The 25697-nt window shown below is 73.6% G+C and carries 7 protein-coding genes; 1 reads left to right on the top strand and 6 read right to left on the bottom strand.

What is annotated here, in order from left to right:
* Positions 1-19: 19 nt before the first annotated feature.
* From HUT19_RS36915 to HUT19_RS36900, 4 genes are all read right to left on the bottom strand, one after another.
* Positions 20-667 (bottom strand): response regulator transcription factor, encoded by a 648-nt coding sequence (locus HUT19_RS36915; RefSeq protein ID WP_176184995.1) that lies wholly within the window; start codon positions 665-667, stop codon positions 20-22.
* Positions 631-1923 (bottom strand): sensor histidine kinase, encoded by a 1293-nt coding sequence (locus HUT19_RS36910; protein WP_254886283.1) that lies wholly within the window; start codon positions 1921-1923, stop codon positions 631-633. The genes HUT19_RS36915 and HUT19_RS36910 overlap by 37 nt, the downstream gene beginning before the upstream one ends.
* 170 nt (positions 1924-2093) lie before the next feature.
* Positions 2094-4601, bottom strand: a complete 2508-nt coding sequence (locus tag HUT19_RS36905) for an FtsX-like permease family protein (RefSeq protein ID WP_176184991.1) — start codon at positions 4599-4601, stop codon at positions 2094-2096.
* Positions 4601-5359 (bottom strand): ABC transporter ATP-binding protein, encoded by a 759-nt coding sequence (locus HUT19_RS36900; RefSeq protein WP_254886282.1) that lies wholly within the window; start codon positions 5357-5359, stop codon positions 4601-4603. The genes HUT19_RS36905 and HUT19_RS36900 overlap by 1 nt, the downstream gene beginning before the upstream one ends.
* Before the next feature lie 465 nt (positions 5360-5824).
* On the opposite strand from HUT19_RS36900, the gene HUT19_RS36895 reads away from it, so the two are divergent.
* A complete protein-coding gene (locus HUT19_RS36895; protein ID WP_176184988.1) occupies positions 5825-6076 on the top strand; it encodes a PqqD family peptide modification chaperone in 252 nt (83 codons plus the stop codon).
* Between the two features lie 51 nt (positions 6077-6127).
* Here HUT19_RS36895 and HUT19_RS36890 read toward each other — a convergent pair whose 3' ends face one another.
* Positions 6128-10009: a type I polyketide synthase gene (locus HUT19_RS36890; RefSeq protein WP_176184987.1), complete on the bottom strand. Its 3882-nt coding sequence runs from the start codon at positions 10007-10009 to the stop codon at positions 6128-6130.
* A 14-nt stretch (positions 10010-10023) separates the two neighbouring features.
* Positions 10024-25650: a type I polyketide synthase gene (locus HUT19_RS36885; protein WP_176184986.1), complete on the bottom strand. Its 15627-nt coding sequence runs from the start codon at positions 25648-25650 to the stop codon at positions 10024-10026.
* Between the last annotated feature and the right edge of the window lie 47 nt (positions 25651-25697).

The following is a 25697-nucleotide window of genomic DNA, read 5'->3' as shown; positions in this document are numbered from 1 at the left end:
ACCGGGGCGCGTGCCGCGGTCAGGTGGTGTTGAGGTAGGCGAGCACCGCCAGCACGCGCCGGTTGCTGTCGCCGTCCTGGGGCAGCATGAGCTTGGCGAAGATGTTGGAGATGTGCTTGGCCGCCGCCCCCTCGCTGATGAACAGGCGCTGGGCGATGGCGGTGTTGGAACAGCCCTCGGCCATCAGCTCCAGCACGGTCCGCTCGCGGGGGGTCAGGGTGCCCAGCGTCTCGTCGCGGGAGTGACTGCCCATCAGCTTGGCCACCACCGAGGGGTCCATGGCGGTGCCGCCCGCCGCCACCCGGCGGATCGCGTCGACGAACTGGTCGCCGTCGAAGACGCTGTCCTTGAGCAGATAGCCGATGCCGCCGGTGCCGTCGGCCAGCAGTTCGCGCGCGTACATCGGCTCGACGTGCTGGGAGAGCACCAGGATCGGCAGACCGGGGTTGTCCCGCCGGGCCTGGAGCGCCGCCTGAAGCCCCTCGGTGGTGAAGGTCGGCGGCAGCCGGACGTCCACGATGGCGACGCCGGGGCGGTGTTCGGTGAGGGCGGCGGCCAGGTCCTGGCCGTTGTCCACCGCCGCGGCGACCTCGAATCCGTAGGCTTCCAGGAGTTGGATGAGGCCCTGCCTCAGGAGGAAGAGGTCTTCGGCGAGGACAACGCGCACGGCATCTCCATTGTGGTCACGGTCGGGCCGCCCGGTGGGCTGCTGATCTCCATCGTTCCGTCGAAGGCCGCCAGTCGGCGGCGGATGCCCTCCAGACCGCTGCCCGCGCCCATCAGCGCACCGCCCCGGCCGTCGTCGCCGACCCGGGCGTGCAGCACCCCGTCCGCGTACCACAGGGCGATGGTGACGTGGTCGGCCTCGGCGTGCTTCAGCGCGTTGGTCAGCAGCTCGGAGACGGAGAAGTACACCGCGGACTCCACCGGCGCGGCCAGGTCACCGGGGAGGTCGACCGTCACCTCGACGGGCAGCGGGCTGGCGATGCCCAGGGCTCGCAGGGCGTCGGCCAGACCGCGTTCCGCGAGCACCGGGGGGTGGATTCCGCGTACCAGGTCGCGCAGTTCGCGCAGGGCCAGTACGGAGGAGGCGCGGGCGTCCTGGAGCAGTCGGCGCGCCTGGTCGGTGTCGCGTTCCATCTGCCGGTCGAGTGCCCCGAGGGTCATTCCCAGGCTGACCAGCCGGGCCTGGGCGCCGTCGTGCAGATCCCGTTCGATACGGCGGAGTTCGGCGGCCTGGATGTCCAGTGCGCCGGAACGGGTCTCGGCGAGGTGGCGCACCCGGGAGGCGAGCCGGGTGCGCTCGGTGGGGCCGAGCAGGAAGCGGGTGAAGTACGCGTGTGCCCTCAGCGTGAGCGGGGCGATCCACAGCCAGGCGACGAACACCCCGGCGGCCAGCAGGGCGGCCACCATCGCGGTGGCCCAGCTGTCCACGGTGACGCCCGCGTACCAGCGGCCGGTGCCGTTGGCGTCGAGGATGGGCTGCCACAGACCGCCCGCGACCGCGAGCCCCTCCAGGACGTAGTACAGGACCGCGGCCGGGAGGAAACCGATCATCCCGACGGCGGTGTTGAGCAGCAGCCACAGCAGATCGCGCCAGGTGGCCGGATCGGTGAGGATCCATTTGCAGCGGCGCATCCAGCCGACGATGTCCTTCTCGAACTCCTGCGGTGCGGGCTGGTAGGGGCGCTCCACCAGGACCCCCGAACGCCCGGCGGTCCGCCGGCTGGTGTCGCACAGCCAGCGGACCGCCTTGGTGACGATGGGGAGGGCCAGCGCCCCGATGCCGATGACGAACAGGATCACGAAGTACGTCGTGGTCAGGAAGAGGGCCAGCGAGGCCATGGTCCCCAGGGCGATCAGCACGCCGACCGCCGTGTCGGCGGCGGCCCGGCGCACCCGGGGGCGCCAGTCGCCCAGCAGGCTCCTCACCCTCGCTCCGCTCGTGACGGCGGCGATTCCGGTGCCCGGTGCCGTCTCCGGCTCCGCTTCCGGTGTTGCCGTCCGGTCAGGGGTGTTCATCGTACGGGAGGCCACGGTGCGCTCACAACTCATCACCGTACGCGGCCCGTTGGGCGGGTGGAGCTCCGGGTTCACGGACCGGTGACCGTCTCGATGGGCGGGGTGCGCATGCCGCGCCAGGTGGGATAGAGCGTGGCACCGAAGATCAGCAGCAGTGACCCTCCGACGATGCCGAGGTAGATCCCGATCGAGCCCGAGGGCAGCAGGGAGTCGTTCTTGACCAGACTGTAGGGGACGATGGTGGTGGCCGAGGCAAGGGTGCCGAGCACCGTGGCGATCACGGCCACCAGGGTGCCCTCGACGGTGAGCATGCCCATCACCTGGGCGCGGGTCGCACCGGTGAGCCGCGCGAGTCCGAACTCGGTGCGCCGTTTGCGGGTCACCGCCACCAGGGTGTTGACCACCGTGATGGCCGCGTATCCGACGATCATGGCGACGATGGTGTAGTTCGCCGAGACCAGGATCTGCTGGATCTGGTTGTTGGTGGCGGACAGCGAGGAGCGGTCGGTCACCTCGGTGCCGGGCCGGTCGGCGGCGAGCGAGGTGAGTGCGGCCTTCAGCGCGGCGGGGTCACGGCCGGGCGCAGCCTTCACCAGGATCTGCCCGGGCAGTCCCTCGGTGGTGTGGGGTGCCAGGACTGCCGAGGGCAGCAGCAGATAGCGCTGTTTGGGGTTGTCGGCGTAGAGCGCGACGACCTCGGGCGCGATGTGGCTGCCGTCGCCCAGGACCACCGGCAGCCGGTCGCCGACACCGACACCGAGCTGCTCGCCCTGCTCGTCGGAGAGCGCCACGGTGTTGCCGCGCAGCCGGTCCAGGCTGCCGGAGACGGGGCGTACGTCGAGGTTCTGCCGTACGCCGTCGGCGGAGACCCCGCGCAGGGCCGTGTCCGCGCCGTCCACGTAGCCGCGGGAGGTGACCAGCTCCGAGGCGGCCGCCACTCCGGGCCGCTGACGGATCTCTTCGGTGACATCCGGGGCGAACCCGCCGGTGGAGGAGTCGAGGACGTAGTCGGCGCGGATGTTCTGCGCATAGCTGCGCGCGGACACGTCGTCCTCGGTGGACTGCATGTACAGGGTGCCGGTGGCGATGGCGATGAGCATCACGATGGGCGCCACCGCACCGGCCATCCGCACACTGCTCGTGGTGGCGTTGCGCAGTGCGAGCCGTCCCGAGAGCCCGGTGAGCAGCCGGACGGGCCATCGCAGCAGCGCCACCATGACCTTGGAGATACCGGGGGCGAGCATCGCCAGGCCGATGGAGAACAGCACGGAGGCCGGGCCCGCGGTGCTGGCGAGGGTCGGGCCGTCCTCCATCACGGTGGCCGTGACCACCGACAGGGAGACGCCGTTGACGAGGAAGAACAGGGCGAGCAGCAGCCGGGGGACGGTGAACCAGCGGGCCTCGGTGGCGCTTTCGGCCAGGGCGGCGACGGGTTCGGTGCGCGCCGCGCGCCGCCCGGCGAACCGGGTGGCCGCCGCGGCGGCGATGACCACGGTGGCCGCGCCCACGGCCATCGGCATCCAGCCCTCGTGGAAGACGATGGCCGAGTCCACCACACCGCTGTCGGTGAGCACCCCGAACAGCGCCTTCCCGGCGAAGTAGCCGGGCGCGACGGCCAGTGCCACGGCCGCCACCGACAGCACGGCGGTCTCGCACACGATCATCCGGCGGAGCTGCTTGGAGGTGGTCCCGATGGCTCGCAGCAGGGCCATCTCCCGGGCCCGCTGCTGAAGCGCCAGACCGACGGTGGAGGCCACGCCGAACATCACGATGAGCACCATCGAGCTGCCGAAGATGGCCGCCAGGATCACCACGGTGCGCTGACTGGCGAGGGTGCCGGGGAGTTCGGCCAGGCCCCGCCGCTCACCGGTGAGGACCTCGGCCTTGTCGTCCACCGCGTCGCGCACGGCGGAGGCCAGGGAGGACACCTCGGTTCCGGGCCGGGGCAGCACACCGATGGAGTCGATCCTGCCGTGCGCTCCGGCGAGTTCGCGGGCCTCGGCGGAGGAGAAGAACAGGGCCGGATCCCGGTCGCGGTCACCCTTCTCCTCCGCGATACCGGTCACCCGGTAGGAGTGGGTCCCACCTCCTACGGCCACGTCGACACGTGAGCCGACGGACGCCTTGGCGTCCTTGGCCAGGCCGGTGTCCAGCACCACCTCACCCGGGCGCGCGGGGGTCGCGCCCTGGGTGAGGTCGTACGGGGTGAGCTGGGCACCGGCCCAGTCGTGGCCGTAGGAGGTGGTGGTGCCGCCGACCGGTTCACGGTCGGCGAGAACGGTGGCCGGGAAGGACACATCGCCCACGGCCTCGCGGACGCCGGGTACCGAGCGCACCCGGTTCACCAGCGCGGGGTCGATGCGGTTGCGCTCGGTGAGGGCGGAGGAGCCGTCCGTCTGCCGGCCGGTCACCACGATCGGTGCCTGTTCGAGCCGCTGCGGCTCGGCGTGCATCCGCACGCCGGTCTCCATGAGGCCGCCGCAGGCCATGACGATGGCGGCGCCCAGGAACATGGCGAGGAAGGTGGCGATGAAGCTGGTCTTGCGGAACTTCAGGGTGCGGAAGGCGAGGGCCCACATCAGTGGTGACCCCCCGCCACGCCGAGGGCCGGCTGCTGGGGGTCGTCGTCCCAGGCGCCGAGGCGGGTCATCCGGGCGGCGACCTCCTCCGCGGTGGGCCGGTGCAGTTCGCCCACCAGGGTGCCGTCGGCGAGGAAGACCACGCGGTCGGCGTAGGAGGCGGCCACCGGGTCGTGGGTGACCATGACGAGGGTCTGGCCCCCGGCCGTCACCGACTCCCGCAGCAGCGCGAGCACGGAGGCGGCGGTACGGGTGTCCAGGGCGCCCGTCGGCTCGTCGGCGAAGACCACGGCGGGCCGGGTGACCAGGGCGCGGGCGATGGCCACCCGCTGCTGCTGGCCTCCGGAGAGCTGGCTGGGCAGATGGTCGAGACGCTCGCTCAGACCGACCCGGTGGACCACCTCGGAGACCAATCGCCGGTCCGGCTTCCTCTTGGCGAGCTGAAGCGGCAGCAGGATGTTCTGCATGACCGTGAGGGCGGGCAGAAGGTTGAACGCCTGGAAAACAAAGCCGATGCGGTCCCGGCGCATCCTGGTGAGCGAGACCTCGTCGAGATCGGCGAGATCCGCTCCCCCGACGCACACCCGGCCCGAGGTCGGCCGGACCAGTCCGGCGGCGCAGTGCAGAAAGGTGCTCTTACCGGATCCGGAGGGGCCCATCACGGCAGTGAACGTTGCGGTGGCAAAACTCATCGTCAATTCCCGCAGCGCGGCGACTCGATTGTCGTCCCTGCCGTAAATCTTCGTCACAGACTCCAGCCTCACTGCCGCTGTCTGCTGAGCGTTGTCTCGAATGTGCACTGAGGCTCCCCATCACGAGTCGTGCTTCGGGCGATGCTGAGTAGGACGGTAGAACGGCGGGCCTTCCCTCGCACTGGCCCTAGTTGGCGGATCGGAGGTAGAACTTTCTCTACCTCCGGCCGGGGCACCGGCGGCCCCGGCCGCAGGCGGGGCGCGGACGCCGGCGGGGCGCGGACGCCGGGCCGCACAGCAGGGTCGGGCCGTGCCGTCAAGGGGGCAAAACCTGATCCCCGAACGCAACCCAGTACCACCGGACAAAGTGGGGAAGGCCCCGTTGTCCTTACCGCGCAATCGGGTAGCGTCGACTCCGAACGGAAATTCACCGTAGGGTTGTTGTTGATGGGGTGATCTGCCATTTGCGGCACGGACAGCTCGTTGAAAAAGAAATCGTTGCACGAGGGAGCGGCGGAGGAAAGCGGTCGTATGCGAGCTGAACGAGAACTCGTGGCGAGTGTCCGGCCCGATGGCCACCTCGAGTTGTTCTCACCGCGCACCGGAATGCGGCACCGGTGCGGTCCGACCGGCACCACGATATGGATCGCACTCCAGCAGCAGAATTGGCAGACCGCCCGCGCCGCGGAAGTGCTGGCCTCCCACTGGGGTACCGACGCGGAAAGCATTCGCTGCGATATCGATGCGTGGGTGGGGCATTTCCGCCGCGCGGGCAGCGGATGAGCCTGATGCCGCACGGGGCGCGGTACGCCGAGGCGTCCGCGCCCCGCGATATCAGCGCCGCGGCGCGCCGGTGGCATGCGGTTCCAGGGCGGTCAGCCAGCCGTCGACGGCCCGTGCGGTGGCGGTGGCCGACTCCTCCAGGATGGTGAAGTGGGTGCCGGGCACCTCGCGCTGCTCGTGCTCCCCGGACCAGGTGGCCCGCCAGTCGTCCGTACCGGCTCCCTCGGCGAACGACTCGGTGGGACGGACGAAGAGGACCGGCGCGCTGAGCGCTCCCGGCATGCAGTCGACGATCAGATCGCTGTAACGGCTCATGGCGGCCAGCCGTGCGGCGCTGAACCCGCCGAACGCGGACTCACGGTCCAGCATGCCCTGGAACATCTGGCGCCACAGCTCCTCCTTGCCGTCGTCGCCGGGCAGATAGGTGTCCAGCAGGACCACGCCGGAGGCGGGGCTGCCCGCCTTCTGGAGCGCCTCCGCCACCGCGTGGGCGAACTGGCCGCCGGAGGAGTATCCGGCCAGGGCGAACGGGGCGCCGTCCGCCGCGGCCCCGCGCACCCCCTCGGTCAGCACCTCCACCGCGGCGTCGACCGACCGGGGCAGCGCCTCCCCCGGCCCGAACCCCGGTACGGCGGGCACGATCACCTCCCGATGGCCGCGGAAGTGCCCCGCGAACCGGGCGAACTGCTGGGCGCCGCCGAGTGCCATCGGGGAGGGCAGGCAGATCAGCCGTGGGGCCTTGGGCCCCTGGGCCAGCCGCACCGGTTCGGCCAAGTGCTCCAGTTCGGCGGCCGAGGAGAAGGCGGGCAGGATCTCGGCCACGGCGTTCAGCAGGGCGATGCCCTGCGTCATCCGGCCGTCGGCGGCGGCGCGGCGCAGCAGTGCGCTGATGGACTCCTGGTCGGCGGGGGTGTCCGTGGCGGGTCCGCCCGTACCGCTCGCCAGCAGTTCGCGGAGGTGGCCGGCCAGGGCGGCCGGAGTGCCGTGGTCGAAGACCGTACCGACGGCGAGGGGCAGTCCGGTGGCCGTGGCCAGTGCGGTACGCAGTTCGGTGGCGGACACCGAGTCCATTCCGGCTTCCAGGAAGGCGGTGTCCGGGTCGACGTGGTCCGGTCCTGGGTGGCCGAGGACGGCCGCTGCCTGGGCCCGTACCGCCTCCAGCAGCCGGGCCCGCTGTTCGTCCGGGTCCGCCGTGGCCAGCCGGACGCGCAGCGGCTGCTGACCGGCCGTGGCCGGCTCGGGGGGTGTGAGGGGCTGGGCGCCCGGGGTGAGCGCCACGTCGGCGTCGAGCCAGTAGCGCCGGTGCTGGAAGGCGTAGGTGGGCAGCGGCACCCGAGCGGTGCCGGGGAAGACCGCGCGCCAGTCGGGGGTCATGCCGTCCACGTGGAGCCGGGCGAGGCCGGTCAGCAGCGCCGTGGTCTCCGGGCCGCGCCGCCGCCCGAGGGAGACACAGGACGCGGTCGACGGGTCGGTGTTCTCCTGGGCCATACCGGTGAGCACCGCGTCCGGGCCCAGTTCCACGAACCGGGTCGCCCCGGCGCCGGTGAGCGCCTGGATCCCGGCCGCGAACCGGACCGGTTCCCGGATGTGCCGGACCCAGTAGCCGGGGTCGCACACCAGCTCGGGGGTGGCGAGTTCACCGGTCACATTGGACACCAGGGGGATCCGGGGCGGATGGAAGGTCAACCGCTCGGCCACGGCCCGGAAGCCTTCGAGCACGGAGTCCATCAGCGGGGAGTGGAAGGCGTGCGAGACGCTGAGCCGTCTGGTCTTCCCGAAGTCGGCGGCGATCCTCAGCACCTCCTCCTCGTCGCCCGAGATCACTACGGAGGCGGGGCCGTTGACGGCGGCGAGCCCGACCCGCTCGGTGAGGTACGGCCGTATCTCCTCCTCGGTGGCCTGGACGGCGACCATGGCGCCCCCGGCGGGCAGCGCCTGCATCAGCCGTCCCCGCGCCTCGACCAGGGTGCAGGTGTCCTCCAGGGTGAGCACTCCGGACACATGGGCGGCGGTCAGCTCGCCGATGGAGTGTCCGGCGAGCAGATCGGGGGTGAGCCCCCAGGACTCCAGCAGCCGGAACAGGGCGACTTCGAAGGCGAACAGAGCGGGCTGGGCATAGCGCGTCCGCTCGATCCGTTCCGCGTCCTCGCCGGTGAGGACCTCGCGCAGGCCGATGCCGAGGGCCGCGTCGATCGCGTCGAAGGTGTCCGCGAACACCGGGTACGCGGCATGGAGTTGGCTGCCCATGCCCAACCGCTGGGCGCCCTGTCCGGTGAACAGGAAGGCGGTGCGGGTGTGCGGCCTGGCCCGGCCACTGACCACGGCGGCCGACGCGTCCCCGGCGGCCAGGGCGCGCAGCCCGGCCAGCAGGGCGTCGCGGTCGGCGCCCACGACGGCGGCCCGGTGCTCGAAGACCGCGCGTTCGGTGCCCAGCGCCCGTGCCACGGCGGTGACGGGGAGTTCGGGGCGCTCCTCGGTGAAGCCGCGCAGCCGGTCGCCCTGGGCGGGCAGCGCGTCGGGGGTGCGTGCGGACAGCGGCCAGACCACCAGGGGCGCGTCCGGTTCGGGCTCCGGCGGCTGGACCGGGGGCTGTTCGAGGATGGCGTGGGCGTTGGTGCCGCTGATACCGAAGGAGGACACCGCGGCGCGGCGCGGGCGGCCGGTCTCGGGCCAGGGCCGCTCCTCGGTGAGCAGCCGCACCTGGCCCGCGTCCCAGTCCACCTGCCCCGACGGCTCGTCGGCGTGGAGGGTGCGCGGCAGCACCCCGTGGCGCATCGCCATCACCATCTTGATGACACCCGCCACCCCCGCGGCGGTCTGGGTGTGGCCGATGTTGGACTTCACCGAGCCCAGCCACAGCGGCTGTCCGGGGTCGCGGCCCTGGCCGTAGGTGGCGAGCAGCGCCTGCGCCTCGATGGGGTCGCCCAGGGTGGTGCCGGTGCCATGGGCCTCGACCACGTCCACATCGGTGGCGGCGAGCCGCGCACTGGCCAGCGCGGCACGGATCACCCGCGCCTGCGACGGGCCGTTGGGCGCGGTCAGCCCGTTGGACGCGCCGTCCTGGTTGACGGCCGAGCCACGTACCACCGCCAGCACCTCATGGCCGTTGCGGCGGGCGTCCGACAGCCGCTCCACCACCAGCACCCCGACGCCCTCGGCGAAGCCGGTGCCGTCCGCGTCCCTCGAGAAGGACTTGCACCGGCCGTCCGGGGAGAGCGCGCCCTGTCGGCTGAACTCCACGAAGGTGCCGGGCGAGGCCATGACGGCGACGCCGCCGACGAGGGCCAGGCTGGACTCGCCCTGCCGCAGCGACTGCGCCGCCAGATGCAACGCCACCAACGACGACGAGCACGCGGTGTCGATGGACAGCGTCGGCCCCTCCAGACCCAGGGTGTACGCCACCCGCCCGGAGACGATCGAACCGCTGCCGAAACTCCCGAAGTAGTCGTGGTACATCACCCCGGCGAACACACCCGTCCGACTGCCCTTGAGCGACACCGGATCGATCCCCGCACCCTCCAGCGCCTCCCACGCACCCTCCAGCAACAACCGCTGCTGCGGATCCATCAACAACGCCTCACGCGGACTGATCCCGAAGAACCCCGCGTCGAACTCCCCCGCCTCATGCAGAAAACCGCCGTGGGCCGTGTACGACTTCCCCTCCATGCCCCGCTCGGGGTCGTGGAGGTCCTCGTCCCAGCCGCGGTCGGCGGGGAACGGGGTGATGCCGTCCCCGGCCCGCGCCACCAGGTCCCACAGCTCCTCGGGGGAACGGACCCCACCCGGGTAGCGACAGGCCATGCCCACGATCGCGATCGGCTCGCGCAGGGCGGCGTTCAGGGTGCGGTTCTGCTCGCGCAGCCGCTCGGTCTCCTTGAGCGATGCGCGGAGCGCCTGGACCGTCCTGGTGTCCGGCGTCTCGGGCTGGGCCACGTTCCCACTCCTTGTCACAGGGCGTCGTCCTCCCCGACGAGATCGTCGAGAGCCAGGCTGATCAGGCTTTCGGCGTCCATGGCGTCGATCGACTCACCACCGCCGTCGCCCGTACCGTCGCCGTTGCCACCGGCGGCGGTGGTGTCCGGGCCGAGGCCCGCCAGTTCCAGCAGACTGTCCATCAGTCCGGAGTCCCGCAGCCTGGCCAGCGGGATGGACACCAGGGCGCGGCGGACGGTGTCCTCCTCGCCGCCGGAAGCGGCCGGCGTGGCGGGTGCCAGTCCGGTCGTGAGGTGTTCGGCCAGCACCAGCGGGCTCGGATAGTCGAAGATCAGCGTGGCGGGCAGCCGCAGTCCGGTGATCTCGTTGAGGCGGTTGCGGAACTCCACGGCGGTCAGGGAGTCGAAGCCCAGATCGGTGAAGGCGAGCTCGGGGTCGACCGCGTCGATCCCCAGGACCTCGGCGGCGTGTTCCCGCACCAGCTCCAGCAGCATCGGGACGCGTTCGCCGTCCGCGAGGGCGGCGAGGTCACGCCGCAGCGCCGCGGACGCGGTGGACGCGGCCGGGGCCGCCCGGTGCGGGATGCGTACCAGACCGCGCAGCAGCGGCGGGATCCGTCCGCTCCTCGCCATCGCCGCCAGGTCGAGCCGGGCGGGCATCAGCACGGTCTCGTCGTGCCCGGCCGCGGTGTCGAACAGGGCGAGTCCGGTGTCCTCGTCGAGTGCGCGCACCCCCGCCCGCTCCATCCGGCGACTGTCGGTGTCACCGAGCCGTTCGGCCATCCCGCCGCCCGCCCAGGCGCCCCAGGCCAGGGAGGCCGCGGGCAGACCGAGCGACCGGCGGTGCACGGCCAGTGCGTCGAGGAAGGCGTTGGCCGCGGCGTAGCTCGCCTGTCCGGGGCCGCCCAGCAGACCGGAGGCCGAGGAGAACAGCACGAAGGCGGAGAGCGGCCGGTCCCCGGTGAGCTCGTGGAGGTTCCAGGCGGCGTCCACCTTCGGGCGCAGCACGGTCTCCAGGCGCTCGGGGGTGAGCGTGGCGACGGTGGCGTCGTCCAGCACCCCGGCCGCGTGGACGACGGCGGTGACCGGACGCCCGGTCAGCACACGTTCCAGCGCCTCGCGGTCCGCGGCGTCGCAGGCGACGACCGTGACGTCGGCGCCGAGCCCGGTCAGCTCCTCGGTCACCTCGGCCGCTTCGGGGGCGTCCGGACCGCGCCTGCTGAGCAGCAGCAGCTCGGACACCTGATGGGCGGTGACGAGGTGGCGGGCCACCGCGCGGCCGAGCGCACCGGTGCCGCCGGTGATGAGCACCCGTCCGGCCGCCCAGTCCACGGGGCGTCCGGAGCCGGCCAGCGGGACGCGGACCAGCCGTGGGGTGCTGAGGGCGCCGGAGCGCACCGCCACCTGGGGCTCGCCGGTGGCGAGGACACGTGGCAGCAGGCGGTGTGCGTCGGGGCCGTCGGTGTCCACCAGGACGATACGGCCGGGGTGTTCGGACTGCGCGGAGCGGAGCAGGCCCCAGGCGGCGGCGCCGCCGAGGTCGGTGATGTCCTCGTCCGCGACGGCGACCGCTCGCCGGGTCACCACGGCCAGTGTGGCGGTGGCGTACCGCTCGTCGGCCAGCCAGCCGCGCACCCGGTCGAGCAGGGCGCTCAGCCCGGTGCGGACCGCCGCGGGTCCGTCGCCCCCGGTGTACGCCAGGACGACGGTCCCGGCCGGGTCGCCGGATCCGGTCACCGCGTCGTCGGGTCCGGCGGCCACCACGACCTCGGCGACCTCATCGGCCAGGGCGTCGGCGATCTCCTGGTGTCCGTCGCCCTTCAGTACCGCCCAGCGTCCGGCGGAGGGTGTGATGTCGCCCGGCAGACCGGTCCAGTCGAGGGCGAACAGGGTGTCGTGTCCGCCGGTCGCGGCGGCGGCCAGCCGCTCCGGGGAGATCTCGCGCAGGGACAGCGAGGCGACGCGGACCACGGGTGTCCCCGCGGTGTCGGTGGCCTCGAGGGTGACCGCGTCGGGGCCGTGCGGGGCGATCCGTACCCGCAGGGCGGTGGCGCCCGTGGCGTACAGCTCGACCCCGCTCCAGACGAACGGGAGGGTCATCCGCTCCCGCGCCCCGTCGCGCAGGCCGATGGCGTGCAGGGCGGAGTCGAAGAGCGCGGGGTGCAGTCCGAGTCCGGCGGTCTGCGCGCCGGGTTCGACGGCGACCTCCGCGAACACCTCCTCGCCGCGGCGCCATACCGCGCGCAGCCCCTGGAAGCGCGGTCCGTAGAGGGCGCCGAGGCCGGCCAGCCGCTCGTAGGTGCCGTCCAGCCCGAGCGGTTCGGCACCGGACGGCGGCCAGGCCACCGGGGCGGACGGCGCCGGGGCCGGGGTCCCCCGCAGCACTCCGGTGGCGTGGGTGGTCCACGGGTCGCCGTCGGCGGCCGCCGCGTACACCCGGAAGGCGCGGGCGCCGGTGGCGTCGGGCTCGCCCACGGTGCACTGGAGCCGTACGGCGCCGTCGTCGGGCAGCACCAGCGGTTCCCCGATGGTCAGTTCCTCGACGGCGCCGCAGCCCACGCGTGCCCCCGCGGCGAGCGCCATCTCCACGTACGCGGTGCCGGGCAGCAGCACCGCGCCGCCGATGGCGTGGTCCGCGAGCCACGGGTGGTCACGCAGCGAGAGGTGTCCGGTGTGCAGGGTGCCGTCCGCCCCGGCCAGTTCCACGGCGGTGCCCAGCAGCGGATGGTCCGCGGGGGCGCCGTATCCGGTGGTGTCGCTGTCCATCCAGTAGCGGCTGCGCTGGAAGGCGTAGGTGGGCAGTTCGACACCTGTGCCGTCGGGGAGCAGCGTGGTCCAGTCGACGGCGGTGCCGTGGACGTGCAAGGCGGCCAGGGCGGTGAGCGCGGCCTCCGGCTCGTCGCGGTCCTTGCGCAGCAGTGGCACCACGGGTGCGTCGCCGCGCAGCGACTCGGTGGCCATCGCGGTGAGCACCCCGCCCGGCCCGGCCTCGGCGAACCGCCGGACGCCCAGTTCCTCCAAGGTGCGTACGGCGTCGGCGAAGCGCACGGCGTGGCGGGCGTGGCGCACCCAGTACTCGGGCGAGCACAGTTCCTCGGGGGCCGCCTGGGCACCGGTGAGGGTGGAGACGAGCGGGATGCGCAGGGGATGGTAGGTGAGTCCTTCGGCGATCCGCCGGAACTCCTCCAGGGCGGGTTCCACCAGGGGTGAGTGGAAGGCGTGGCTGACGGTGAGTTCCCTGGTCCGCTCGAAGCCGGTGGCGATGGCGCGCACCTCATCGGCGTCGCCCGAGATCACCACGGAGGACGGTCCGTTGACGGCGGCGATGCTCACCCGCGCGGTCAGCAGCGGTTCGATCTCCTCCTCGGTGGCCTTCACCGCCACCATCACTCCGCTCTCGGGCAGGGCCTGCATCAGCCGGCCGCGGGCGGCGACCAGGGTGCAGGCGTCCTCCAGGGACCACACCCCGGCCACATGGGCGGCGGCGAACTCGCCGATGGAGTGTCCGGCGAGCAGATCGGGCCGCACCCCCCAGGACTCCAGGAGCCGGTGGAGGGCGACTTCGACGGCGAACAGGGCGGGCTGGGTGTACTCGGTGCGCTCCAGCAGTTCGGCGGAGCCGATGGCCTCCCGCAGCGGACGGTCCAGCAGCGGGTCCAGTTGGGCGCACACCTCCTCGAAGGCACGGGCGAAGGCGGGGAACGCCGCGGCGAGCCCGGTGCCCATGTCCACGAGCTGCGAGCCCTGTCCGGAGAAGAGGAATGCCAGCTTGCCGTCGGCCGCGGTGCCGGTGGTCACGGCGGACGCGGTGGCGCCGTCGGCCACCTGGCGTACGCCGTCGAGGAGTTCACCGAGGTCGCGGCCGACCACGGCGGCCCGGTGGGTGAGGGCGGCGCGGGTGGTGGCGAGGGCGCCCGCCACCCGGTGCGGATCGGCCTCGGGGGTGCCGGTCAGCCGGTCCAGCAGCCGGGCGGCCTGGGCGCGCAACGCCTCGCGGCTGTGCCCGGACAGCAGCCAGGTCACGGTGGCCTGCGGCGGCGGGGCGGTCGGTGCGCTCTCGGGCTCGTCGGCGGGGGCGGCCTCGATCACCACATGGGCGTTGGTGCCGCTGATGCCGAAGGAGGAGATTCCGGCGCGCCGCGGACCGCCGTGGTCGGGCCACTGGTGTGCCTCGGTCAGCAGCCGGACGTTGCCGCCCTCCCATTCCACATGGCGGGAGGGCGCGTCCACGTGCAGGGTCGGCGGCAGCACCCGGTGACGGATGGCCTGCACCATCTTGATGACCCCGGCGACACCGGCGGCGGCCTGGGTGTGCCCGATGTTGGACTTCACCGACCCGAGCCACAGCGGACGGTCCTCGGTGTGTTCGGCGCCGTAGGTGGCGATGAGGGCCTGGGCCTCGATGGGGTCGCCGAGAGTGGTGCCGGTGCCGTGCGCCTCGACCACGTCGACCTCGGCGGCGCTGACGCCCGCCGCGCCGAGCGCCCGGCGGATGACACGCTGCTGGGCGGGGCCGTTGGGGGCGCTGATGCCGTTGGACGCACCGTCCTGGTTGACGGCGGTGCCGCGCAGGACGGCGAGCACGCGGTGACCGTTGCGGCGGGCGTCGGAGAGCCGTTCCAGCACCAGGACACCGGCGCCCTCGCCGAAGCCGGTGCCGTTCGCGGCGTCGGCGAAGGGGCGGCAGCGGCCGTCGCGGGACAGTCCGCGGTGGCGGCTGAACTCGACGAAGGTGCCGGGGGTGGCCATCACGGTCACCCCGCCCGCGAGCGCGAGCGAGCAGTCGCCCTGGCGCAGCGACTGGGCGGCCAGGTGCAGGGCCACCAGCGACGAGGAGCAGGCGGTGTCCACCGACAGGGTGGGCCCCTCCAGGCCGAGGGTGTAGGCGACCCGGCCGGAGACCACGCTGCCGGAGCCGAAGCTGCCGAAGTAGTCGTGGTACATGACGCCCGCGAACACCCCGGTGGCGCTGCCGCGCAGGGTGGCCGGGTCGATGGCGGCGCGCTCCAGCGCCTCCCAGGAGGTCTCCAGCAGCAGCCGCTGCTGGGGGTCGGTGACCAGCGCCTCGTCGGGGTCCATGGCGAAGAACCCGGCGTCGAAGTCGGCCGCGTCGTACAGGAATCCACCCTCGCGGGTGTAACTGGTGCCGGGGCGGTCCAGCGTGGGGTCGTAGAGCGCGTCCAGGTCCCAGCCGCGGTCGGCGGGGAACGCGCCGATGGCGTCGGTCCCCTCGGCGACCAGCCGCCACAGGGCCTCGGGCGAGTCGGCGCCGCCGGGGAAGCGGCAGCCCATGCCGATGATGGCGATGGGGTCGTCGGCCACCGCGGCCGGCACGGCGGGAACGGCGGGCCCGGTGTCGAGGCCGCCGACGAGTTCGGTCAGCAGATGGCGGGCGAGCGCCGCCGGGGTGGGATGGTCGAACACCAGGGTGGCGGGAAGCCGGAGACCGGTGGCGGCGGTGAGCGCGTTGCGCAGTTCGACAGCGGCCAGCGAGTCGAACCCGAGGTCGCGGAAGGGCAGTTGCTGCCCGACCGCGTCGGCCGAGCGGTAGCCGAGGATGGTGGCCACATGGGAGCGCACCAGCTCCAGCAGGACGGGTTCGCGTTCGGTCTCCAGCAGCGCGGCGAGCCGGTCGCGCAGTGCGTCCGCGCCCCCCGCGGGGCGTGCGGCGGCGCTCTGCCGCTGGACGGGCACCAGGGAGCGGAACAGCGGGGCGAGGCCGTCGCCCTGGGCGCGCAGTCCGGCGGGCTCCAGCTTCACCGGCAGGACCGCGGGGTCGGGGCCGCGCAGGGCGGCGTCGAAGAGGGCCAGGCCCTCCTCGGTCTCCAGCGGTGCGACACCGCCGCGGGAGATGCGCGAGCGGTCGGTGTCGTCCAGGGTGCCGGTCATGCCGCTCGCCTGCGCCCACAGACCCCACGCCAGGGAGTGTGCGGGCAGCCCGCGCGCGCGGCGGTGGCGGGCCAGGGCGTCGAGGAAGGCGTTGGCGGCGGCGTAGTTGCCCTGACCGGGCGGGCCGAGGGTGGCGGCGGCCGAGGAGAACAGGACGAACGCCGTCAGATCGAGCCCGGCGGTGAGCTCGTGCAGATGCCAGGCCGCGTCCACCTTGGGGTGGAACACGGTGTCCAGCCGCTCGGGGGTGAGGGAGGAGAGCACTCCGTCGGCGAGCACACCGGCGGCGTGCACCACGGCGGTCAGCGGGTGCTGTGCGGGGATCTCCGCCAGGACGGCGGCGAGGGCGGCGCGGTCGGCCACATCGCAGGCGGCGGTGGTCACCTCGGCGCCCAGCGCGGTCAGTTCGGCCACCAGGGCGTCGTCGGCGCCGCCGCGGCTGAGCAGCAGCAGCCGGCCCGCACCCCATGCGGTGACCAGATGACGGGCGATCACCCGGCCAAGGGCGCCGGTGGCGCCGGTCAGCAGTACGGTCCCGTCGCCGTCGAGGGCGGGCGGCTCCGTCTCCGGTGCGGGCGGCTCGGCCCTGACCAGCCGGGGGAGGTGCACCGCGCCGTCGCGGAGGGCGAGATGCGGCTCGCCGGTGGCGAGGGCCGCGTGGAGCAGGTCCGGCGGCGGTGCCGTGTCCCCGTCGTGTTCGACGAGCACGATCCGGCCCGGGTTCTCCGACTGGGCGGAGCGCACCAGACCGCCGACGGCCGCACCGGCGAGGTCGCCGCCGGCGACCACGGTCAGCAGGGTGTCACCGGACTCGTCGGCGAGCCGGTCACGCAGCGTGTCCAGCACCGTGTCGACGCTCGCCCGCACCTCTGCGGCGCCGGTGCCGGACGGGGCGTGGATGACCTCCGCCGGTGACGGCTCCGCACCGGATGCCGGGGCGGGGATCCAGTCCACCCGGTAGAGCGAACTCGCTCGGGACGACCGGGCGGCAGCGGCCAGCGCGTCGTTCGAGATCGGGCGGAGGGTCAGGGAGTCCACCGTGGCCACGGGCGCGCCGGTGGGATCGGCGAGGGTGACGGAGACCGTGCCCTCCTGGCCGGTGGGCCGCACCCGGACCCGCAGTGCGGTGGCGCCGGTGGCGTACAGCCGCACCCCGGACCAGGCGAACGGCAGCAGCGCGGTGTCCGCGGCGGTGTCGAGGAGGCCGACGGTGTGCAGGACGGCGTCCGACAGGGCGGGGTGCAGACCGAAGCCGTCGGTCTGGCCGCCTACGGCCACTTCGGCGCAGATGTCCCGGCCGTCGCGCCACGCCGCCTTCAGGCCCTGGAACGCCGGGCCGTAGCCGAGGCCGACCTCGACGAGCTCGTCGTAGAGCCCGTCCAGCGGGATGGACTCGGCGCCCGGGGGCGGCCATGCCGTGAGCCCGGTGGCCGCCGGTGCGGACGCGGTGTCGGGGGCGAGCAGGCCCTCGGCGTGGCGGGTCCAGGGCAGATCCCCGGCGGGGTTCTCGGGGCGCGCGTACACCGTGACCGGACGGCCGCCGTCGTCGGTGGCGCCCACGACGACCTGCAACTGCACCGCGCCGTGGGCCGGGAGCACCAGCGGCGCCTCGATGGTCAGCTCCGTGACCCGTCCGCAGCCGACCTGGTCACCGGCGCGCAGCGCCAGTTCGAGATGGCCGGTGCCGGGGAACAGCAGCTCCCCGCCCACCACATGGTCGGCGAGCCAGGGGTGGGTGCCCGCGGACACCCGGCCGGTGAGCACCACACCGTCGCCGTCCGCGCGCACCATCGCCGCGCTGAGCAGTCCGTGCTCGGCCGGGGCGAGACCGGCGGCGGTCACATCGCCACCGCCCGCGGCGCTGTCCAGCCAGTACCACTCGTGCTGGAAGGCGTACGGCGGCAGATCGACACGGCGCGGCCCGCGGCCTTCGAGGACGGCGTGCCAGTCGACGCTGGCCCCGTGGGCGAACGCCTCGCCGAGGGCGGTGACAAAGCGGGTCCGGCCGCCGTCGTCGCGGCGCAGCGAGCCGACGGCGGCCACACCGTCGTCGGTCTCCTGGATGCCGACGGTGAGCACCGGATGCGGGCTGGACTCGATGAACAGGGTGTGGCCGTGGCCGATGGCGGTCCGGACGGCCTGTTCGAAGAGGACGGTGCCGCGCAGATTGGTGTACCAGTACTCGGCGTCGAGGGTGGAGGTGTCGACGGCCTCGCCGGTGACGGTCGAGTAGAAGGGCACCTCGCACGTACGGGGCCGGACGTCGGCCAGCACCTCGAGCAGCCGCTCGCGCAGCGTTTCCACCTGCGCGGAGTGCGAGGCGTAGTCCACCGGGAGCCGTTTGACCCGGACGTCGTCCCGCTTCAGCCGCTCCTGGAGCCGGTCGAGGGCGTCGGCGTCGCCGGACACCACGGTGGAGCCCGCCCCGTTGACGGCCGCGACGGAGAGTCCGTCGCCGGGGGTGAGGCGTTCGCGGAGCAGGCCGGCGGATTCGGCGACGGACATCATGCCGCCCCCGCCGGACAGGTCCTCGGCGATGGCCTTGCTGCGCAGGGTGACGATCCGGGCGCCGTCCTCCAGGGAGAGGGCCCCGGCCGCACAGGCCGCGGCGATCTCGCCCTGGGAGTGGCCGATCACCGCGGCGGGGCGCACTCCGTAGGTCTGCCAGGTGTGGGCGAGCGAGACCATGACCGCCCACAGCAGCGGCTGGACCACATCCACCCGGTCCAGCGGGCCGTGCAGCTCCGCCATGAAGTCCCAGTCGATGAACGGTGCGCAGGCGGCGGCGCATTCGGCCATGTGGGCGGCGAACGCCTGTGAAGACTCCAGGAGTTCGGTGGCCATTGCGGACCACTGCGAGCCCTGGCCGGGGAAGACGAACACCGGGCGGACCTGGCCGGGGGCGCTGCCTTCGACGAGGCCGGGGGCGGTGGCCCCGGTGGCGAGGGCGGTGAGGGCGGCCCGCAGTTCGGTGGTGTCGGCGCCGATGAGGGCGGCCCGGTGGCCGAAGTGGGCACGGCTGGTGGCCAGCGAGAAGCCGATGTCGGAGGGGTCCGCGGCGGGGTGTGCGTCGAGGTGGCCGAGCAGCCGCTCCGCCTGGGCGGGCAGCGCCTCGGGGGTCTTCGCGGTGAGCAGCCAGGGCAGCGCCACACCGGGGGCCGGCGGGGCGGGTGTGGCAGCCGCGGAAGTGGCGGTACGCGGCGGCTGTTCGAGGATGGCGTGGGCGTTGGTGCCGCTGATACCGAAGGAGGAGACGGCCGCGCGGCGCGGGCGGTCCGGCTCGGGCCACTCCCGCTCCTCGGTCAGCAGCCGCACCTGGCCCGCGTCCCAGTCCACCTGCCGCGACGGCTCGTCGACATGGAGGGTGCGCGGCAGCACCCCGTGGCGCATGGCCATCACCATCTTGATGACGCCCGCGACACCGGCGGCGGCCTGCGTGTGGCCGATGTTGGACTTCACCGAGCCCAGCCACAGCGGCCGTTCGGGGTCGCGGTCCTGCCCGTAGGTGGCGAGCAGCGCCTGCGCCTCGATGGGGTCACCGAGGGTGGTGCCGGTGCCATGGGCCTCGACCACGTCCACGTCGGCCGGGGAGAGCCGGGCGTTGTCCAGCGCCTGCTGGATCACCCGTGCCTGCGACGGGCCGTTGGGCGCGGTCAGCCCGTTGGACGCGCCGTCCTGGTTGACCGCGGTACCGCGCACCACCGCCAGCACCTGGTGGCCGTTGCGGCGGGCGTCGGAGAGCCGTTCGACAACGAGGACGCCGACGCCCTCGCCCCAGACGGTGCCCCCGGCGGAGTCGGCGAAGGCGCGGCAGACCCCGTCGGGGGCGAGCGCACCCTGCCTGCTGAACTCGATGAAGGTCTCGGGGGTGGCCATGACGGCGACGCCGCCGACGAGGGCCAGGCTGGACTCGCCCTGCCGCAGCGACTGCGCCGCCAGGTGCAACGCCACCAACGACGACGAGCACGCGGTGTCGATGGACAGCGTCGGCCCCTCCAGACCCAGGGTGTACGCCACCCGCCCGGAGACGATCGAACCGCTGCCGAAACTCCCGAAGTAGTCGTGGTACATCACCCCGGCGAACACACCCGTCCGGCTGCCCTTGAGCGACACCGGATCGATCCCCGCACCCTCCAGCGCCTCCCACGCACCCTCCAGCAACAACCGCTGCTGCGGATCCATCAACAACGCCTCACGCGGACTGATCCCGAAGAACCCCGCGTCGAACTCCCCCGCCTCATGCAGAAAACCGCCGCGCCGCACATAGCTGGTGTCGGGGCGTTCGCGGGTGGGGTCGTAGACACGGTCGATGTCCCAGCCGCGGTTGACGGGGAAGGTGGTGATGGCGTCGGTGCCGTCGGCGACCAGCCGCCACAGGTCCTCGGGGGAACGCACGCCGCCCGGATAGCGGCACGCCATGCCGACGATGGCCAGCGGCTCGTCGGCGCGTACCGCGGTGGTACGGGTGGTCTTGCGCGGTCCCGTGTTCGCGCCGCTCAGCTGACCGCCGAGGTATCCGGCGAGGGCCCCCGCCGACGGATAGTCGAAGATCAGGGTGGCGGGGAGCCGCAGCCCGGTCTCGGCGGAGAGGGCGTTGCGCAGTTCGATGGCGGCGAGCGAGTCGAAGCCGAAGTCCTTGAAGGCGCGTTCGGGGTCGATGGCCTCGGGGGTGCTGTGGCCGAGGACCACCGCGACCTGGGCGCGTACCAGCCGCAGCAGGGCTTCGGCGCGGTCCTCGTCGCCGAGTCCGGCCAGCCGCTCGGTGAACGGCAGCCCGGCGCCCCCGGCGGCGGCCTCGCGGCGTGCGGCCCGTCCGGCGAGCGTGCGGAACACCGGGGCGAGCCCGGCTCCTTGCGCGCGCAGCGCGGAGAGGTCGAGCCGTACCGGGGCGAGGGCCGGGAGGGGGGTGCGCAGCGCCAGGTCGAAGAGGGCGGTGCCCTCCTCGGCGGTGAGTTCATTCATCCCGCCGCGGGAGATCCTGGCGCGGTCGGTGGCGTCGAGACCGCTGGTCATCCCGCTGGTGGGGGCCCAGGGTCCCCAGGCGAGGGAGAGCGCGGGGGCGCCCTGGGCGCGGCGGTGCACGGCGAGTGCGTCGAGGACCCCGTTGGCGGCGGCGTAGTTGCCCTGGCCGGGCGCGCCGACGACCCCGGCGACCGACGAGAAGAGGACGAACGCCGCGAGGTCGTGTCCGGCGGTGAGTTCGTGGAGGTGGAGGGCGCCGTCGGCCTTGGGGCGCAGGACGGCGTCCAGCCGTTCGGGGGTCAGTGAGGTCACCACACCGTCGTCGAGGGTTCCGGCGGCGTGGACGACGGCGGTGAGCGGGTGCTCCTCGGGGACGGTGGCGAGAACGGCGGCGAGGGCGTCGCGGTCTGCCACATCGCACGCGTGGACGGTCGCCTCGGCCCCGAGCGCGGCGAGTTCGGCGGTCAGTTCCCCGGCGGCGCCGCTCCTGCTGAGCAGCATGAGGTGGCGTACGCCGTGACCGGTGACCAGGTGGCGGGCGATGACGGGGCCGAGGCCGCCGGTGGCGCCGGTGAGCAGCACGGTGCCCTCGGGGTCGAGGGCGGGGGCGGGGTGGCCGGTGGTCCCGTCCGTCGTCGCCTCGGCGATGTCCGCGCGGACCAGCCGGGCGGCGTAGGCGGCGCCGTCGCGGACGGCGAGCTGCGGTTCACCGGAGGCGAGGGCCGGGGCGATCACCATATCGGCATCGGTGTACGCGTCGAGGTCGAGCAGGACGAACCGGTCGGGGTTCTCCGACTGGGCGGAGCGCACCAGGCCCCAGACGGCGGCGCCCGCGAGGTCGGTCACGTCCTCGCCGTCGGCCGAGACGGCGCCGCGGGTGACCACCACGAGGGTGTCGGGGTCCTCGGCCTGGAGGGCGTCCAGCGCCGCGCCGGTGGCGGCGCGTACGGCCCGGGGGTCGGCGCCGGGGACACTCTCCAGGACGCGGTACGCGGTGTCGGGTGCGGCGTCGTCCAGCCGGACGGGCTGCCAGCCGGTGCGGAACAGGGCGTCGGCGGCGTCGTCCCGGCTGGAGCGCATCCGGGTCAGCGGCCGGGAGGCGAGCGAGGTCACGGTGGCCACGGGCGCTCCGGTGGCGTCGGCCAGGTCCACGGCGAAGGAGTGGCTGCCGGTCGGGGTCAGCCGTACCCGCAGCGCGGACGCGCCGACGGCGTGCAGGGCGACCCCGGCGAACATGAAGGGCAGCCGGGCCGTTTCGTCGTCCGAGCCGTCGCCGAGCAGGGCGAGGGCGTGCAGGGCGGCGTCGAAGGCGGCGGGGTGCAGACCGAACCGGTTCGCGTCGGCGGCGGGCCGCTCGGGCAGCCGGACCTCGGCGAACAGCGCGTCGTCGCGCCGGTAGGCGGCGGTCAGGCCCTGGAAGGCGGGGCCGTAGTGCAGCCCGGAGGCGGCGTGCCGCTCGTAGAGCCCGTCGATGTCCAGCGGTTCGGACTCCGGCGGGGGCCAGGCGGTGAGGTGTTCACCGGGTGCGGCGGGCGCGTCGGTGAGCAGACCGCCGGCGTGCAGGGTCCACGGCTGGTCGGCGGGGGCGTTCTCGGGGCGGGCGTACACACTGACGCTCCGGCCGCCGCCTGAGCCGGGGACCCCGACGGTGACCTGGACGCGCAGCGCGTCGTCCGCGGGCAGTACCAGGGGAACTTCGAGGGCGAGTTCCTCCAGGTGACCGCAGCCGACCTGGTCGCCCGCCCGGATGGCCAGTTCGACCATGGCGGTGCCGGGCACCACCACCCGGTCGCCGACGACGTGGTCGGCGAGCCAGGGGTGGGTGCGTACGGCGATCCTGCCGGTGAGCACCGCGCCGTCGGTGTCGGCCAGCAGGGTGGCGGCGCCGAGCAGCGGGTGGTCGGCGGAGTCCAGGCCCGCGGAGCTGACATCGCCGGTGGCGGCGGTCTCGGGCCAGAACCGTTCGCGCCGGAAGGCGGTGGTGGGCAGGTCGACCCGCCGGGCCCCGGTGAACAGGGCGGACCAGTCGGGCGAGTGGCCGCCGTTGTGGAGCTGGGCGACGGCGGTCAGCAGGGTCTCGGTCTCGGGGCGCTCCCGGCGGGTGGTGGCGGCGAGCACCGTGTCACCACCCTCGAGGCACTCCTGCGCCATCGCGGTGAGGACGGCGTCCGGGCCGAGTTCGAGGTAGCGGGTGACACCGGAGGCCTCGAGGGCGCGGATGCCGTCGTGGAAGCGGACGGCCTCGCGCACGTGGCGCACCCAGTAGTCGGGGGTGGTCAGTTCGGCGGTGGCGAGCGCACCGGTCACATTGGACACCACCGGGACGGCGGGCGGTGCGTAGGCCAGTGACGCGGCGACGGTACGGAACTCCTCGAGCATCGGCTCGAGGAGCGGGGAGTGGAAGGCGTGGGAGACCGGGAGCCGCCTGGCCTTCTCGAACCGGGCGGACAGCGCCTCGACCGCGGCCTCCTCCCCCGAGATCACCACCGACCGGGGGCCGTTGACCGCCGCGATGCCGACACCGTCGGTGAGCAGCGGGGCCACCTCGGATTCGGTGGCCCGTACGGCGACCATGGCGCCGCCTTCGGGCAGCGCCTCCATCAACCGGCCGCGGGCGGCCACGAGGGTGCAGGCGTCCTCCAGGGTGAGCACCCCGGCCACATGGGCGGCGGCGATCTCGCCGATGGAGTGTCCGGCGAGGACGTCGGGGGTGAGTCCCCAGGACTCCAGCAGCCGGAACAGGGCCACTTCGAAGGCGAAGAGGGCGGTCTGGGTGCGGCCGGTGCGGTTCAGGGGTGCCGGGTCGGTGCCGAAGACGATGTCCTTCAGACCCCCGCTGTCCTTCGGACCCCCGCTGTCCTTCGGACCACCGCTGTCCTTCGGACCGTCACCGCCCTTCGGACCGTCGCCGAAGCGGGCGCAGATCGCGTCGAAGGCGCGGGCGAAGACCGGGAACTCCTCGTACAGCTCCCGGCCCATCCCCGCGCGCTGGGAGCCCTGGCCGGTGAAGAGGAAGGCGGTCTGGCCCTTGACGGTCCGGCCGCGCGGGGCGGCCCCGGCGGAGCCGTCGGCCACTTCGGCGAGGCCGCGCAGCAGTTGGTCGCGGTCCCGGCCGAGCACAACGGCGCGGTGGGTGTGGGCGGTTCGGGTGGTGGCGAGTGCGTGGCCGATGTCCGCGATGTCCTCGGAACCGGCGGCGGCGAGCAACCGTGCCGCCTGGTCGCGCAGGGCTTCGGCGGTGTGGCCGGAGAGCGGCCACGGCACGGTGGACGGCGCGGTGCGGAGCGGTGCGGGCTCGGCGGGCTGTCCGGTCCCCGGCTCGGAGCCCCGCCCGACGGACTGCCCGGCGTCCGACTCGGTGCTCGGATCGGTGTCCGGATCGGTGTCCGGCTGCGCCGGGTCCTCGGCGGGAGCCTGCTCGATGATGGTGTGCGCGTTGGTGCCGCTGGCGCCGAAGGAGGACACCGCGGCGCGGCGCGGACGGCCGGTCTCGGGCCACGCCCGTTCCTCGGTCAGCAGCCGCACCTCCCCCGCCGTCCAGTCCACCGTGGTCGACGGCTGGTCCACATGGAGGGTCCGGGGCAGCACCCCGTGGCGCATCGCCATGACCATCTTGATGACACCGGCGGCGCCGGCGGCGGCCTGGGTGTGGCCGATGTTGGACTTCACCGAGCCCAGCCACAGCGGCCGTTCGGGGTCGCGGCCCTGGCCGTACGTGGCCAGCAGCGCCTGCGCCTCGATCGGATCGCCGAGCGTGGTGCCGGTGCCGTGTGCCTCCACCGCGTCGACATCGGCCGTGGTCAGCCGCGCACCGGCCAGCGCGGCACGGATCACCCGCTGCTGCGACGGGCCGTTGGGCGCGGTCAGCCCGTTGGACGCGCCGTCCTGGTTGACGGCCGAGCCACGGATCACGGCCAGCACCTCATGACCGTGGCGGCGCGCGTCCGACAGCCGCTCCAGGGCCAGCATGCCGACGCCCTCGCCCCAGCCGGTGCCGTCCGCCGCGTCGGCGAAGGACTTGCAGCGGCCGTCGGGGGCGAGTCCGCGCTGACGGCTGAAGGCGATGAACGAGCCGGGGGTGGACATCACGGTGGCGCCGCCCGCGAGTGCCAGGGTGCATTCCTTCTGACGCAGTGACTGCACGGCCAGATGCATGGCGACCAGGGCGGAGGAGCAGGCGGTGTCGATGGTGACCGAGGGGCCCTCGATGCCGAGGGTGTAGGAGATCCGCCCGGAGATGACGGCCGCGAGGGCTCCGGTGCCCAGAGCCGCTTCGGTGTCCTGGGGCATCTTCTGCAACAGGTCGCGGTAGTCCTGTCCGTTGGTGCCCGCGAAGACCCCGACCCGGGCGCCGTGCACGGAGTCCGGGGCGATCCCGGTCCGCTCCAGCGCCTCCCAGGAGGCTTCCAGCAGCAGCCGCTGCTGGGGGTCCATCGCCACGGCCTCGCGCGGTGAGATGCCGAAGAAGTCGGGTTCGAAACCGGCGGCGTCGTCCAGGAAACCACCGTGCCGCACGTAGCTCTTGCCGGTGGCGTCCGGGTCGGGGTCGTACAGCGTCTCCACGTCCCAGCCGCGGTCGGCGGGAAAGTCGCCGATGGCGTCGGTCCCCTCGTGCACCAGCCGCCACAGGGCTTCGGGTGAGTCCACTCCGCCGGGGAAGCGGCAGCTCATCCCGACGATGGCGATCGGTTCCCGGTCCTCGGTCTCCAGCTCGCGCAGCCGCCGGCGGGTCTGGTGCAGATCCGCGGAGACCCGCTTAAGGTAGGAGAGCAGCTTGTCGTCGTTGGTCATCGCGTATCGCCACTTCTGTACGGAGCGGCCCGCCGGGGGCGCGCGGT

This window comes from Streptomyces sp. NA02950 (assembly GCF_013364155.1).
In the GTDB taxonomy this organism is placed as follows: domain Bacteria; phylum Actinomycetota; class Actinomycetes; order Streptomycetales; family Streptomycetaceae; genus Streptomyces.
This window is presented reverse-complemented; position numbering and strand designations above follow the sequence as displayed.